Source organism: Lutimonas vermicola, from assembly GCF_038433205.1.
Lineage (GTDB): Bacteria > Bacteroidota > Bacteroidia > Flavobacteriales > Flavobacteriaceae > Lutimonas > Lutimonas vermicola.
On record NZ_JBCDNA010000001.1, the window covers coordinates 654,103 to 670,345 of the forward strand.

9 protein-coding genes are annotated in these 16,243 nt (G+C 32.5%); all 9 read right to left on the reverse strand.

What is annotated here, in order from left to right:
- Positions 1-62: 62 nt before the first annotated feature.
- Entirely contained in the window at positions 63-2,432 is a 2,370-nt protein-coding gene (locus AABB81_RS03030) for an AIPR family protein (RefSeq protein ID WP_342158524.1), read from the reverse strand.
- Positions 2,413-3,420, reverse strand: coding sequence for a PD-(D/E)XK motif protein (locus tag AABB81_RS03035; RefSeq protein ID WP_342158525.1), 1,008 nt, complete (start codon positions 3,418-3,420; stop codon positions 2,413-2,415). The genes AABB81_RS03030 and AABB81_RS03035 overlap by 20 nt, the downstream gene beginning before the upstream one ends.
- Positions 3,404-6,160 carry a Z1 domain-containing protein gene (locus tag AABB81_RS03040; protein WP_342158527.1) on the reverse strand — a complete coding sequence of 919 codons (2,757 nt, stop codon included), beginning with the start codon at positions 6,158-6,160 and terminating at the stop codon, positions 3,404-3,406. The genes AABB81_RS03035 and AABB81_RS03040 overlap by 17 nt, the downstream gene beginning before the upstream one ends.
- 4 nt (positions 6,161-6,164) lie before the next feature.
- Positions 6,165-7,646 carry an ATP-binding protein gene (locus AABB81_RS03045; RefSeq protein WP_342158529.1) on the reverse strand — a complete coding sequence of 494 codons (1,482 nt, stop codon included), beginning with the start codon at positions 7,644-7,646 and terminating at the stop codon, positions 6,165-6,167.
- 146 nt (positions 7,647-7,792) lie between these two features.
- Positions 7,793-8,932 carry an HIRAN domain-containing protein gene (locus AABB81_RS03050; RefSeq protein WP_342158531.1) on the reverse strand — a complete coding sequence of 380 codons (1,140 nt, stop codon included), beginning with the start codon at positions 8,930-8,932 and terminating at the stop codon, positions 7,793-7,795.
- 341 nt (positions 8,933-9,273) lie between these two features.
- On the reverse strand, positions 9,274-10,551 hold the full coding sequence (locus AABB81_RS03055) for a DUF2130 domain-containing protein (RefSeq protein WP_342158533.1): 1,278 nt from the start codon (positions 10,549-10,551) through the stop codon (positions 9,274-9,276).
- 254 nt (positions 10,552-10,805) lie between these two features.
- Entirely contained in the window at positions 10,806-12,215 is a 1,410-nt protein-coding gene (locus AABB81_RS03060; protein WP_342158535.1) for a hypothetical protein, read from the reverse strand.
- A gap of 11 nt (positions 12,216-12,226) precedes the next feature.
- The gene (locus AABB81_RS03065) at positions 12,227-13,363 is read right to left on the reverse strand and encodes a 3'-5' exonuclease (protein ID WP_342158536.1); all 1,137 of its coding nucleotides are present in this window, start codon (positions 13,361-13,363) and stop codon (positions 12,227-12,229) included.
- A 5-nt stretch (positions 13,364-13,368) separates the two neighbouring features.
- Positions 13,369-15,813: an Hsp70 family protein gene (locus AABB81_RS03070; RefSeq protein ID WP_342158538.1), complete on the reverse strand. Its 2,445-nt coding sequence runs from the start codon at positions 15,811-15,813 to the stop codon at positions 13,369-13,371.
- Positions 15,814-16,243 lie beyond the last annotated feature (430 nt).

The window sequence follows — 16,243 nt, forward strand, 5'->3', positions numbered from 1 at the left end:
TGAAAATGACAGGAACTCTCTAATTATTTAAATGAAATTATTGGCTTGAAATTATAAATACACTAGACTTTTACAAATTTTTTGACCTTATCCAATGCCTTATCCACAATCTGTAATCTGTTTAAATCAATTGTCTCCTTTTTCCTTAATTTAGTCTGAATAGCCTTAATCGTGCTTATTTCCTTATAATTAAGTTTTTGGGTCTTTTCCCCTATCGCTATAACTATTTTCCATGATTCACTATCCATATCTTTTAATCTGTTAATAATCTTTGTTGCATCCTCTAAAACGATATCAGTTTCATAACTCAATTTCTTAACGTCTTCAAAACTTACATTTCTTTCCTGCAATACTTGAATAATTTTCACCCCTTTTTTAACTTCAATATCAGATAAAGCACCCTGGCTCTTTATTTTTCCACTTATGTTTGCGGCAAAATTTATTTGGGGTTTTGTAAGACAATTAACTTTTGAAGTATATAACCTTAATCCATCCCAGAACTTAAGGCCCAACGAAGTTATCCTCTCTATATTATTATATTTTTCCATTTCCTCAACTTCATCTGAATCAGAATCATATCTTGATTTATAATCTTTGTCAGAAATTAAATATTTTTTCACCACATCTAGATCTAATGGATGTTGTTTTAATTTTCTGAGTTGTTTCCATGTGTCTTCCTTCTTCGCGGCTTCACTAATTAAAGCAGTGTCTAAAGACATGAAAAATTCATACACAAATTTCAAAAGTTTCTTTAATTCACGCTGTAAATCTTCGTGAATAAACTGTTGCTTCCATATCTTTTCAAGATTTATTTTATTATTTGTAACGTCATGAAAATAGGCAAGGGAATAACTGACAGTGTGTGATTTAATATTTGTATCACCAATCGGGTTCTGATTCTTTCTTCCAAATAATTTATCTGTGGTTCTAAAGAGAATTGCATTCGCCACAATATCTTCCCAATAGACCCGTCCAGGCTGTTTCTTGCCAAACTGTTTTTTGATACTTTCCATGAAAATATTATAGTTTTTCTGAGAACCCTTGGATACATGATAAGGCATCTTGTCCCACAAGTTGGAATATTTTGCAATTTCAGATTTTATGATCATCTGATTTTTAGGATACTTAAGTTTGAACGCTTTCTTCTTACCTAATGTCGGCTCTTTATTTTCAGCTTCTCTATACTGCCCTTTTACGCGTTCGAAAAACCATATACTTTGTTTATTTCTGTCTCCGGAATCTATGGCATATGTTGTTCTTGACAAATCTTCTAATCGTTGCAAAAATGGATTATTTGAAGTAAGATCAAGTTCTGAAACCTTATTCTGACTATTCGCAAACCTTGAAATATTTGGTACCGTTTCATTTTTTTTTATTTCATCCTTTATTACAGTTAGCTTCATCTGAACAAAGACTTTTGACAAATCCGCTTCCTTATATTTTTTATCTGTATGAAAAAGAGATGCTGTTGTTTGACCGCCGTTCACAATCTGAAAATCTTTTACAGATGTAATTACTTTCTTACCATCGATAATTTCAGTCTGAACTTCAAGAGATGTTGCTGCAAGACCATTATTATAAGGAAGAAACAAATGTGGCTCAAAACGAATTGTATCTCTTATTCCTCTGTTTATTTTTCCAGTCGCCTGTAGAAACGCGCGAACATTACTTTCAAGTAGCCTTGTTCCATAATTTCTATATAACCCAGAAAGAATCGTCCCTGGAACTATCGCAAGATAGCATTCATACAGATCATTTTTAGATGGCATTTCAAGACATGGAATAACCTCTCCCATTGTTTCACGAAAATCTATTTCAATTGGTTCTCTGTTTCCCTTGGATTCAGATAATCTATGCAGACGTTCAATATCCCAGATATTAAAATTGATTAATATCTCTTCAAGATTCTTGAATTTATGGTTTTGAGGTGGATCATGTGGGATATCTCCGTTACTCAATACAAAAATATTGACCCTGATAATATCATTACGGTTCTTTTTTAATGTTTCTGCAAGTCCATAAGCTTCTGAGGAAGGTTCTAAATCTTCCAAATGCCCTTTCAGCGCAGCATTTACAAATTTTGAAGCCTGACCTATAAGCCTTTCAAATTCAATTTTAGGCAAACGATATAATTCATTTGTGTCTCTGAAGTAAGAAATAAAAATATCAATGTTCTCGTAACCTTCTTCAATCGCATAACCATTAATTTTATACTCAATATTTTCAAATCGGTTCTCTTTGATAAATGGACATAATCTTATTCCTTCTGTTTCACCTGCATCCGCAAGTGTTTCCATAACAAATTCCGTAAATTTATTTTCCTTGGAATCTCCAACTTCATCTGAGTAAACCAATGATTGAACTTCATGATAAAGGTTCTTTATAAAAACCTCGAGTTCAAAATTTACATTTTTACTTATTGATTTTCTCATTTAAAAAATTATTTTTTAGAAATTGAGTTTCAATTAAAAAATTCACACAACTGTCAAGGGAAATTTCATAAGAAATTTTTGATATTCCTTCAGATACCTTAGATGAAGTAATTTTTGGAAAATTTTCGCTTATTTCAAAAACCATTTCTTCCATCACTTTATATCCTGTCGTATTATAATTATCAATCATTTCTTCTGAAATACCTGCTTTTTTTAATCTTTTGTTAAATATTATCAAGAGCTCATAACTATCTTTGAAATGATCCTGAATATTAATAATTAAATTTTGAAGACTGTAATTTTTATCAGGGACTTCATTCAGATGATAAAAAACAAGGAAAAGTCTGTCCAGACCTTTTACATCAAGCTGACGTTCATTTGAAATTTTAATAACGGGAACATTGGCAATTGATGTCTTAACTTCCACTGCATCAGAATTATGATAAAAATCCTGATTTGTGCCACTTGGTCCCTCCCAAGCTCTTATCGTTTCTTCCATGTCATTACCTGATTCGATCATTTCCTTAATAAAAAGTAATTCCCCAAACAAGCCTCTTTGTCGCTCTGGAGAAAGAATATTATTTGAATATTTTCCAAACAATTTCTTCCAGTATCTTATTCTTGACGAAATTATACCAATTGCTTCTTGAGAAGAACTAACCTCTTTTATATGATTAACAATATCTTCTGTAAATACAACAAAAATATCCATCAGATCAATATCGAGAAGTATAATAGTAAGCTCTTTCTTTTTACCTGATGAAGCTAGTATTTGAACTTCAACACCTGTAAATCGTTTGAGATCATTACTACCAATTTCAATAGAAAATGGAATTTCCATTGAAAAAAATATCGCTCCTGAAACTGAAACAGTCCCTATATAGCATTTTAAATTCAAAATATCCTCAATCGGATCTTTGATAACGTCATTCCTGAGGGAGGCTGACTGACGGCTCCATATTTTTTTAATATCAAACATTGTCTTCATCTAAATCATCATCATTTTGCGTTTCTTCAAAATCATCCAAAAACGGTCTTGCTGCAAACTCAACCTTGTCTTCATTTTCAATTTTTGGAAATATTATTGCCCAGCCGATTAATGGAATATTATCATCAAGAGTCTTTTCCTCTTTCGTGTCAAGCGGATATATTACAAGTAAAGATTTCCCGGCTTCAGCTCTTATTTGTTTAAGTTGTTCTTCTTCATACTCGCGTTTTCCTATATCAAGATCAATAGTTTTGTCATCAACACCCAATATATTATTACGTGATATGGTATAGGTTTCCCTTCCAAACTTGTTAGTGTTTGTTCTTTTCGGAAGGCCACCTGGAATTTCTTCAACACCACAGTTAAAATAAAACGGATTTTCAGCCAGTGAATTTAATGCCACCGCAACGGTCCATTTTTCTAAATTACCGTGTCTGTTTTGTTTTCTAATATAGCCATTCAAAACATCAGCTCTGGCTTTTGGAAGATCGGTTCTAAATCCGGTTAAAAAATCAATGATTAATTCAGAATCAATTTCTTTCCAAATTAGCCTATTAAGCTTCCTGGATTTTGCCGTAAACATTTTTTCAGGGCCGCCCATTCTAATTAAAAGATTCCTGAAATTGTTAAAATTTGCCGTAACTGTTTGTTGATTCTTTAATAACTGATAAGTCTGAATGATCTGCCCAGAAAAACCTACTTGTATTTTTTCATGCTCCTTCATTTTACCAGCACCTGTAATGCTGAGCATTCCTGAATGAGTTCTTATTTTAAGTCGATAATCAACAGGCTTCTTATTTTCTGCTGACATATTATCAAAATCAGTTTTCATTTCTTCTGAAGCGAGCGTTATATGCTGATACCAGTTAATCAGTTGTTCGGTTGTGAAGAGTCTGCACAGATCTGCATAGCCCGGTCTATAACCAAACCACCTTCCCATCTGCATCAGAGAATCATATAATCGGGAAGCTCTTAAATAATAACTTATGGAAAGGCCTTCCAATGTAATTCCTCTCGACAACCGATTACCTCCAACAGCAATAACAGAGAGTCCGTTTTCATAATTGTCATACTTAATATCTTCTATATTATGATATTCAAGAGATCTGGTGCTTTTTGTTCCATGAACTGCTCTGACGTCAATTTTCATAACTGCATCTATCAAAGTTTTTTTAACTTCTTCCCATGAATGTTGTGTGATTTTTCTGTCTGTATAATTTAAATTTTTTAAGACATTATCTGTTGTAGGAACAAAATCATTTTCATATAATTCCTGCAACTCTTTTAAAACACGACCTTGTCCTGATCGAATCTGGAGTTTATAATCTCTGACTATTTCATTTACGAGCCAGGCTATTCTGTCAATCCATGCAACATAAAGTGCCACATGAATAAGCATGGAATTATGCTTATTCTCCTGCTTACGCAATCTCCTTACCGCACAAGTAATTATAAAGGATTTAATTGCTTTTTTCAGGGTTTCCGGGATATCTTCCGGAAGATTCTCTTTATTATTTTTATTTATTCTTTTGGGAATGTGTGGCTCCTGATCTTCAGCAGGTCTGATAATATCCAATCCTTCATACTCTTCTCCAGTCTCGTTATTTACATATCCAAATACTTGTGTCGCCCCAATATAATTAGAAGGGGGAGGAATATTAACTATAAAGTCCCTTGGGAAAAGGTCCTCCCCGACCTTTAATTTAATATCTTTTACCATAGATTCAAGGTTTTCGCTCCAGGAAGAAGGAATAAAAACATTTGCATAAGGAGTAGCCGTATATCCAATGAAGGTGTTTTGATTAAAAAGATTTAATAAGGTTCTTATGAGCCTGTTAATAGTTCTTACATCAATTTCATTTCCCGAATTTACTGAAGCATTATCAGCTTCATCATCAATTACAAGCAAAGGAACATCAAAAACTTTAGCGTCCCCGTTTTCATCTTCCTTTGCAAACTGATATAACCATAAGATTAGATTTTCAAGTATACTTTTATTTTTCTTTATTACTAGTACAGTTGGGCTTTGACCACTAATGGGCACATTCAACCGGGTAGCAATATTCCGATTAAAGTCTCCTTTATCATCAGAAGAAGTAAAGGAATAGATTTGAGTCTCCGCTTTTATATGACCAACGCCGGTCTTTATGTTTCTTTGTCTAAGTATAAAATCCGAACTGTCTCGTCCAATAAACCCGTCATCAATTCGATTCTGTGTTTGTGCTCTAAGGCTATTATGAATACCTGCGATCACAATAATGAGTCTGTATCCTGCATCAGTGGCTTTATTAATTAACCCTGTATAATTCGCGGTTTTCCCAGATTGGACATTACCAACAACCATCCCCCTTCTATCCCATCTTCCTTTTATTTTTGGATTTACACATTTATCAAGAATCTTGTCTGTGAGATCATCGAGATCATTTATAGGGAAAGAAGGATCTTCATTTGTTTTATATATTTTATATCTGCTCCATAAATCAAAATTGATTTTAGATTTTTCATTATACAGCCATGGTTTTACATCTTCCGCAACTAAAAGTGTAGCTTCTTTTGAATAAATTTCAAAATCATCTTCCAACTTAGTTAATAACTCATCTCTATCAATAAGGTCAAAACCGGGCATAAGAAATATATTTTCTACCTCCGTAGAAATTATTTCATTTGTCACTAACTTTCTATCATACCTCTGTAGTAAAACATGGGCTATATTCCTGGCACTATCAAATATATTATTCACTATCTTAATTTAAATGTTCAATGAGTTGGGGAAACTCATTAAAAGGTTGGATATTCAAAATCTGTTTTATCGCAAGGTCTTTGCTTATACCTGAAATTTTTAAAGATTCAAACATTCTTGAGGCCAGTTGAATTGTAGCTGAATCAAGCTCCTTATTAAGATCTCTTAATTCAAGACTTTCTGGCTTTTCACTATAATTTTGTATAATGGCTTCTACCGGGGTAGTATCTCCTATTAATTTTAAAATAGAATTAATATGTTTTTTGGTAATGAACTCTTCTTCCAATGACTTCTTAATAACCGGATGTTCCTTATTTATATAATAATTCACTGCCCCGTCTCTATTCTTTGATGCCTTCCAAACGGAGTGGAAATGGATCCCGGTCAGGGAATCATCTAACAGAATTCTATTACCTCTGAATTTATAGATTTTGGCCGCCGACTGTCTGGTCATCCTACCTAGTCTCATCAAGTCTCTCCTTACCCTTATTGATGGTGAGGCTGTCGCCTTCTTTATATCGATTTTCCATTCATGGTCTAGTTCATTAGAAATATCAATTAGAACACGGGCATTTTTATAATGTTCATTTTTTGAAAACAATCCCAGCCAATCACCATAAAGCAATAATCTTTCATTTCGATAAATATAAAAGCCCTGATATTTGTACCAATCCTGTGTTTTTACTTTAGCCCTTGTTTCAGAATCTATTTTTGATATGTGAGGAAGAACATAACATTTGACATGTACGGAGGTATTGTCCAAAAATTCATCACCAATTAGCTGAGAACCATCTTCATTCTTCATAAAAGGGTCCCAAGGATCAATTAAATTACCGTTAACCCATATTTTGAGCTTCTTTTTTTCAATATATCTGTGAAAAACCAGGCTTAAATGGTCTTCCATTAAAGAGAATTCTTCCATGAATACTGTCCTCGCTGCTTCATTTTCAGTGTGTGAATTTCCTGCAAGCCGGTCCAATTTTTCCCACAACACCATTGTTCCATTGTCTCGCTGTGAAATAGAGTCAAGATGCCTCTTTTCAGAAATAAAATCAAGCAGGGTCCATTTACCCGTCTCATTAACAAAATCCAGATCCCAACACCTTTTAAGGATTGAAAACCCGTCTCTTTTTGTCGCTACAGTCAATGCTTTACATTGTGAGAAAGAAGAAGTCTTTAATCCAAGGCCAAATCTACCTAAATCTGAAATTTCACGTTCATCATTTGGATTTTTACTTCCTGGAGTCATTGCCTCAATCAACTTAGAGGTATCCATACCCACACCATCATCTTCAATCTTTACCCACGAATCAGATCCTTTCCATTCATAAGAAATCCATATATTTTGAGCTTTCGCTGAAATACTATTATCAATAATATCAGCTACAGCCGTTTGAAGATTATAGCCAAATGCTCTAAAAGTATTTATCATCGCACTTGCCTTTGGAGGAGTCTCCTCAGAGATAAAATCAGTTAAATCATGCATCTTTTAAAAAATATAAGTTTTCAACATTTGTACACGTGAATTTTTCTAATTATTTATTTTATAATAACATACTTCGAAAGTTTAATAGCTTTTACATAAATATTTCTTTTTAAGAGAGATTAGATTTAAATTCATTCCCAGCAATGCTAATTATACTTTTGTAGATATAAAATATCTCTTTTCTGATCCTTTTTAAAAGAAACCAATACAGTTAATTTATTAGAGTTTCTATAAAAATATAATCTACCATCATCTCTCTGTCCTGTATTAAAATGAACTTCCCACCATTTATCCAAAGTCGTGATTTTCTTGCCTTTGAATTGGTGGTCCGTATTTATTTTGATTATTTTATCAATTGGATTTGTAAAGTCTTCAATCTCACTTTCAAGAATATCCAGAGATCCGTCCAGGAATTCTACATCAGGTAATACGACCTCTATTATATTTCTAAATTGATTGGAATAACGGTTTAATATCCTTTTTGATTTCTCCTCTCGCTTTTCAAGACTTTTAACCTTTTTGTCTAAACGCTGATTTACAGTTTTTAGAGCATCTATTTCTTCTTCCTGTAACTCAACATATTCATGTTCAACTATTTTTTTATACTTCTCCTCTAAAACCGGAAAATTGTCTCTAAGTAATTTTTCGATTAAAACTGTATCTATACTTTTTTCCAGAAGTATAAACCACGAATACATTTTACCATCATTTCCCGGACGATAACTAATTCCAGTTCGCTTATAGTCAATCTTATTTTTATCGAATAGACTTATAATCTTATCAAGTGTAAAATCTTCACATTCTAACAAAAGATAAAAATTTTCGTTTTCACTTGTTGTGAATAAAAACTCAATTTCTTCTTTATTGAAATGCAGTTCATTATAAATAGATGATTCTATATTTAAGGTTATTTTAACGCCATAGATATCATTTGTGACATCACATTTTAATCCAGCTATAACTGCCTCAGGTTTGATAGCCTTTGAATCAATTAACGGAGCTAAAATTGCTGCCCGATATCTTCCAACATAGCCCAAAGAACTACCATCCATTCTTTGAACATGAATGGCATTTTGATCAATTAAATTTTCGGATTCTCTTCTAAGTTTGACATTTTCACGTAGATGACACTTCAATACTGCTTGATTTCGAGACTCATAGTTTAAACCAGCTGTCCACATACTTATTGCATGAGAATCAGGTTTTGACAAATCTTTATCTTTTAAAATAACGTCTTCATTCTTTTTAAAAAATGAATTAATTTTATTTAAAAATGACAACTTCATTCAACTAGTGGCTAATATTTTGATGCAATTAATTATTGTGTTTTTTTATTTATTCAATTTATTTAATCTTTTCTAAGATCTTAAACATACCATAGTTTCGTCTCAAAATCCATGAGATATATCATCTAACTCATATCAATTTCTTAACAAATCAAAACCCTTAAAAACTTCTCATAGCAATTATTGAAGTTGTCTTGTTCAATTTTAGAATGTGAATATGGCAATTTAATTCAACAATAACAATACCCTCGTGAGGGTATTGTTATATTTCACCGAATAAAATTTATAATAAATTGAAGAAGTGGGTGTACTGGAAATCGTAAAGCAATCAATGGTTTGTTTTATTCCGCCTTATCCGTAAGCCCATCAAATTTTGCTTTCATGGTAGGGTTTCCGTGGGTTAATTTTTTAATCGTTAAATCATCTGCTTTGTTATTAGCAAGGCGTAAGTTGTTTTCCGACGATAATAATGCTTCTTTTGTTTTTTGAAGATGAATTATAGTTTTGTCAATTTCATCAATAGCTGTTTTAAATTTACGACTGGCTAAATCATAATTTCTGGCAAACCCTTCTTTAAATGAGTTTATTTTATCTTCAAAGTTGGTAATATCCACGTTTTGACTTCTTATCAAACTTAGTTCTGCTTTATATTCCATGGAGTTCATTGCAGCATTACGAAGAAGCGTAATGATGGGAATAAAAAACTGTGGGCGAACTACGTACATTTTATCAAACCTGTAAGAAACATCAACGATCCCGGTATTATAATATTCGTTATCCGACTCCAAAAGCGAGACTAAAACCGCATATTCACAGCCCTTTTCTTTTCGGTCTTTGTCGAGTTTTGCAAAGAAATCCTCGTTCCTCTTTTTTGTCGCAGTTTCATCATTTTCGTTTTTCATTTCAAACATAATTGAAATGATTTCATTACCCGGTCCATCAGTTTCTTTATAAATATAATCACCTTTAGTTCCACCCCTTGAATCATTGTCTTTTTCAAAACAGGCATTTTGAAAAGCTGTTGCCCTGAGCTTATTAAATTCAATTTCGCAATGTTGTTCTAAACTTTCTCCAAGCATTTTAGTTGAGAGTTTGAGCTTCATGTCTTTACGAAAAGCAATTTCGTCATCTTTCATTTGGATGATATCATCTTTTGTCTTTAGCTGAGCAATAAATTTTTCGTTTAACGATTTTTCAAGTAACTGTTTTTCGATTTCTTTGTTTTCTAAACTGTTAGAAAGGGAATCGCGTTCTTTTTCGATTGCTTTGATCGCTTCTGACACAGAGAGTTTTTTCTCAAGCTCAGCATTCTGAAGTTTTGACTTCATTTCAGAGATCTCAGATTCTTTCTTTGCTAATTGCACAGCAAGTTCACGTTCAATCCTAGCATTCAATTCAGTTATTTCTTTATCTTTTTTTGCAAGATCTTCTTGTAATGAATTTTTAAGATTAGCTTCAGCCAGCTTAATAGCACTTTGCTTATCCTTTTCAGCCAGGTCTAATCGACTTTTCAATTCTTCTTCAAATTGATGATCTCGAACCTGCTTCAGGATATCAGCAAATCCAGCTTCATCAACTTTAAAAGCTTTTTTACAGTTTGGGCAAATTATTTCGTTCATGTTTTGTTTATATTAAATTTACAACGGTTAGTATGTAAAAAGTAGGCGATTTCGAAGCACTAAACTTTCGGTTGAACACAAAGTTTGACACGAGCCAAAACCCTTGATTTTACTACTGTCTCGCCTATTTTTTTATATACATTGTTATGCCCTTTTTTCATTTTCACGTTCTGGTTGTAGCGTTGGCAAAGACATACTCTTTTGCAATTTTTGGCTTGTGTGTCGGCTGGTGTGAATTGCAAATGTGTATGGCTTTAAGCGTTGGCAAATAAGTCATTTTCTGTTTTTCGGCTAATTATATACTTCTTTCCTTTTGCTTCAATGCTAATTCTATCGGAAAACTTCTCTTTTATTATTTGAACTACATCATCCTTTTTAGAAATATTCTTTTCAACTGATAATGGCGATAATATTTTCTTTAATTCATTAAGCCTATCAGTTTTAATTTCAAAAGAGCCTTTTTCCTCATCCAGTATTCTTAAAAGTATATCTAATATCTGTTTTTGTACACCAGAATAGTCAGATGTAGAAGACTTGACTTGTTCTTCTAAAACTTTCTCTTTTTCAGTTACTACTTTTCCGATAATTTCATTTTTATCTTTTTCCTCACTTAATTTAAATTGTTCTGTCTTATCATGTTTTTTGCAAACATTAATTTCTTCTTGTGGAGGCTTCACTTTTTTCTTAAATATTTTTAAGTCAACCCGATCGTATAAATCATCATAGAATTTTTTATATCCAAAAAATGAACCAGTCAAATAAATTGCAAGATTTAATTCATTGATGAATTTCTTATCCGTTCTTATTTCGTGAATTAACCTGCCTGTTGCTGAATCCTTAATTGTGTCACGTTCAGCTAGGTCATTCTTAAATTTTAAAAATATTGCGGAAGCGAAGTATTGCCTTAAACCGTTAGATGTTAATTGCTCGGTAAATTTCGTTACGTCATTGGAATCAGATATAATTTGGGCAATTTGAACAAATGATTTTTCAGATAATGCTTGTTTGTTATTCTCTAGAAATGAATGGAAACTACTGCCTTTGAACGAAGTCTTACCTTTTGAATGAGCGAATATTTCTCCAATGTCATAAAAATACCCTAAATCTGAATTAGGGAAAAATTCATAACGGTCGTATGCTAATAAATGAATAAAAAAATCATCTTTAAACTCACTAGATTTAATTGCATTAATTCTTTTATGGTATGATGATTCAACTAATTCCTTTTTAAGTAATGGTTCATAATCACTTTTGACTTTGCATAGAATCCAGAAAGCCTTAGAACCTCTATATCTTTCTTGAATATCGATTTCCTCTTCTACTTTATGAACAATGTTTTCAAATCGAGCATCTTTAAAATCCAGTTTATCATCAAACTTCATTTCAAATGAATTCTTGGCAGCCTTTGTTAGAGGAATGACTTCTGTTACATATTTTATTTCTAACCAAATGTTGTCAATTAAAACATTTTCAAAACTTATTATTAAATATTCTTCATCACCCACAAAATAGGGCATAGACAGAAATTTATCATAAATTTTTGAGTTGATTTCTTCGGCATTTCTATTTACTGTATTTACTATCTTATTAGAAATCAATGGGATTTTACCGAAGCGATAAAGCGAAGTGAATTCTTGTTTAGTTAAAATATATAAATTGTCCATTTTCAAATTATTTAGAAATCAAAATCAATATCTGTGTTTGCAGATTGATTTGAAGTTTTTAGGTCAATTCTCTGACAAGTTGATTCGAATTTTGAAACCAATCTGTGCAGATAACCTGAGTAAGTAATAAATAGATTCATTTTACTCCGAGTAATCGCAACCATAAATAAAGTTTCTTCATCTCTTCTGGAAATGCTTGTATCATCAGAAAGAAACGGAAGAAACACATTGTCAAAGTCCATTCCTTTAGCACTATGGTAAGTCATTAAAATGGTGTTTCTATTTCGTTCTGCATTTTGAAATGAACCATATCCATTTCCTACGTACTCTATTTTCAAACCTTGATTGCGAAAGTGGTTGTTCAATGAATTGTAGTCGGGTTTGCCCCAATTGTTTTCTTGTAAAGCCCAAGTAGTTTTACCATTCTGTCTTAAAAGACGATTCGCAAAATCAATTATGCAATCATGTTTAGGAAGTAATACTGCTGCAGAATACCCTTCTGAAGTTGCGTTTGATGATTGTTCCCAAACATATTTTACCTCTTCGTTTTCATCATAACCTTCACCCAACCTTACGCTAACATCTTTTTTAGTCATATCTCTACGTGAGCCAAATATATCCATGTTTGGCAAAAGGTTGGAAACTGCCTTCATTATAGACCTTGTAAGTCTATAAATTCTCGTAAGGACAAAAGGTCTAGCATTGATAATATTTCCAATTTCTGTAGTTGTAACTGTGTTTTCGTAAATTGACTGATTAGAATCACCCGCAACATATACATGTTGGCTTCTTTGCTTCATTTGACTGAGCACATCAGCAGGTAAATCTTGAACTTCATCACAAAATATATAGTCATAACTTCCATGCCCTTTTTTGAATTGATGATAAGTCATAACTGGTATTGACGGCATTCCAAGTTCTGCCATTCCTGTTTTAAACATATCAATTAGTGAGTGAGTGTAAACTACCACACATACGTTTGCATTAGGATTACTATCCATTTTCTTTCTCAAAGCATGAATTAGCATGACGGACTTACCACTTCCTGCAAATCCTTTTATCCAAATGTTTCCTCTTGAGTTAATTTCTTTATCGACAAAATCTTTTTGGTCATCATCCAGTTTGTCATATTTTATCATCCAAGCCATATCTGTTAGTATTTTTGAAGCCCTTCTTCTTGTTTGAATTGCGTTAAATTATCAGAGTTGTACATTTTATCTAAATTTTCTTTTGGTTCGCATTCATCAATGTGTTCGGCATAATCTTTTTTACCTAATGCCCTGGCACAAGATGAGAACCAACTATAATCCCATTTTTCCATTTTATTACTTTCAAACTTTTGTTTCCATCTATCAAATGCCTCTTGTAAAAGTTTTTCGCCATCTTTCTTTTTACCAGCTTTTATATATTCCTGACCTAAACTATATGCAGATGGATTATGTGTTGGATTAGTTTCTTGTGCTTTTTCTAGGTATTCTTGATATTTTTTCTTGTCTGTAAGTTTGTATTGCATAGCTATGTTAAAAGCTGTTGTCGAAGATGGTTCTTTGGACATTGCTCTTTCATAAAACATAATAGCTTTATCCTTCTTTCCTGCATTGCTGTAATGCAACCCTATATTGTTAAGATTTCCTTTTCCTGGAAACATTTCTTCAATTTGTTCTAATGTTTCGGCAGCTTTAAAATCCATTCCAATTTTTTTGTATGCTTTGTGCAAGGTTTGTAATGCAGATAAAGATGGCTCACCACCGTTTCGCTCACATTCTAGATTAAAATCTCTTTCAGCTTTATATTTTATTCTTTCCTCCGTAGTCATTTCTTTATTGGCAAATGGGCTTAGAGGTTCTACCATTATTTTTTTACTCCCAGCTGATGCTCTTATTAAAAGCATTTTATCTGCATTGATTTCAATTTCTAATTTTACGGATGTTGATTTTGGAAAACCACCTGATTCTGGATTGAATAACTTAATGTTGTACAAAAGTTTGTTTTTACTGCCTACACAAATAGGTAGTTCAATTACTTCTTGTCCTTCTTTTTGTGGTGAAAGATTTTCAATTATTTTAATGTCTGATGGAATAACTGTACCAGCTTCTACGATTGAATCTACTATTTCCCTAAATCCATCTTTGGTAATTAGCATTATAGGTTCACTAGTAATGGGTTGAATTATATTTTTTCCAAAACCATTATAAATTAAAGAATGGATTGCTGCACCTGAAGAAACGTGGGCTTGTAAATCATTTGGTATTAAAATATCAGATTCGGGAAAATAACTACTAACAGCTTTTTGAATAAATGGATTCTTTGAGCTACCACCGATAAATAGAACGTAATCAATATCTGCACTAGAAAGATTAGCCTTTTTTAAGGCTGTTTTTATTGGCGTAAAAACACTTACAAATTCAACTTCCTTCTCAATTCTCTTGGTTGGTAGATTGCTATTTTCTTTTGTAAATACGGAATTAATACCAGCAAATTCTTTATAACTCAATTTGGGTTCTTCAATGGATAGGATTCCTTTTCTAGTTTCGATTTCAATTTTTTTACCTAAAGAAATATAGTCTTTTGTTAAAGCCAATTCGGATAGAACTTTGGTTGTGGTTTGCAATGAAATATTATCGCTTAGTTTTATTTTTAGTCGCTCTGCTGCTGCAAGTAATTTTGGAATGATTAATTCATTTAATTCTCTAGTTCTGAAATCTTCAGAACTAAGTCCTGTTCCTTCTAATAATTGATGTAATAATACATCTACAGCAATTAACTTGTCTATGTCGTTTCCTCCAAGTTTTTCAAACCGTGAGATTGCAATATTTTTGGAATATATTCCATTATTATCTTTCCCTAATTCAAGTATTGAAATGTCGCATGTTCCAGCTCCAAAGTCGAATACAAGTACATTTGGAAAATAATCTTGTGGAATTTTAAGATGTTTTCCTTCAACTGAAGATTTGGATACATAACTTAAAAATGCAGCATTTGGCTCATCAATAAGCGATTGTTTGTTTATCATGAAACCATTGCTTTCCAAACTGTCGACCAAGTCTCTTCGCTGGTTGGCCTCAAAAGAAGCTGGAATGCTGACAGCATACTGAATATTTGATGATAAAGAGTGAGTGTTTATATAACGCTCAATTTGAACTTTTAAATATTTGAAAAATATTTTTGAAACGTCTGTTGGATTTAGAATTGTTAGTTTATTGTGATTTTTACCAAGTTCACTATTTGGATACTTACAACCAACATCCTCTCCAAGTTCCATTTTAAATGAATGCCAAAGATTTTTTCCTTGTCTTAATTTGAACTTTAGTTGTGCTGCACCTTCGCCAACTATAAGGTTGTTATTGTACCAAGCAATGACAGAAGGAACTTTATAAGATGAAAAAATTGCACCATCTGATAGTTTTTGATTCAATTCAATAGGTTTTACAATCAGCGGTTCTTTATCATCTCCTAAAACTGCGATACTCACAACAGTCGTAGATGTCCCAAAATCTATTCCGACAAAAGTTGTGTTCTGAATTGTTGCATTTTTTTCTGATAGTTTTCCAGTAGTTAAAATTGGAAGCAAATTATTAATTGTTAATTCTGTACTCATAATTTATCTAGTTCTATCGAGCGTTGGCAAAAAACAGCTCTTTTGGTTTTTTCTGCGTTGGCTTTCATGTCGGCAAAAACCAAATGTGCTGTTTGTGCGGCTGTTTTTTTTTTAATTGGGCATTACACTTTTTATCACATAAATTCTCACTTAATACAAGCTCACTAAAAGTGATAAAAGGCAATTTCATTTTTCTATCTCTAAAAATACCCAAATCCCCCTCCCCAAACCATGAGTTATATCGCATCTCCCATACCCAACTCAGGGTATTTTCATAATCATTGGAACTTCTCATAGCAATTGTTGAAGTGTTCTTGTTTAATTTTCAAGCTGTTAATATAGGTTTTTTGTTAAACATAAGGTATACCCTTATGAGGGTATTTTTTAATTGAATATCGAATTCCCCGCCTGCCGGCGTGATAGGATGAAG

Excerpts from the sequence above, each read along its gene's own strand:
- AABB81_RS03030 (WP_342158524.1), bottom strand. The coding sequence starts at position 2,432 with ATGAGAAAATCAATAAGTAAAAATGTAAATTTTGAACTCGAGGTTTTT.
- AABB81_RS03035 (WP_342158525.1), bottom strand. The coding sequence starts at position 3,420 with ATGAAGACAATGTTTGATATTAAAAAAATATGGAGCCGTCAGTCAGCC.
- AABB81_RS03045 (WP_342158529.1), bottom strand. The coding sequence starts at position 7,646 with ATGCATGATTTAACTGATTTTATCTCTGAGGAGACTCCTCCAAAGGCA.
- AABB81_RS03050 (WP_342158531.1), bottom strand. The coding sequence starts at position 8,932 with ATGAAGTTGTCATTTTTAAATAAAATTAATTCATTTTTTAAAAAGAAT.
- AABB81_RS03055 (WP_342158533.1), bottom strand. The coding sequence starts at position 10,551 with ATGAACGAAATAATTTGCCCAAACTGTAAAAAAGCTTTTAAAGTTGAT.
- AABB81_RS03060 (WP_342158535.1), bottom strand. The coding sequence starts at position 12,215 with ATGGACAATTTATATATTTTAACTAAACAAGAATTCACTTCGCTTTAT.
- AABB81_RS03065 (WP_342158536.1), bottom strand. The coding sequence starts at position 13,363 with ATGGCTTGGATGATAAAATATGACAAACTGGATGATGACCAAAAAGAT.
- AABB81_RS03070 (WP_342158538.1), bottom strand. The coding sequence starts at position 15,813 with ATGAGTACAGAATTAACAATTAATAATTTGCTTCCAATTTTAACTACT.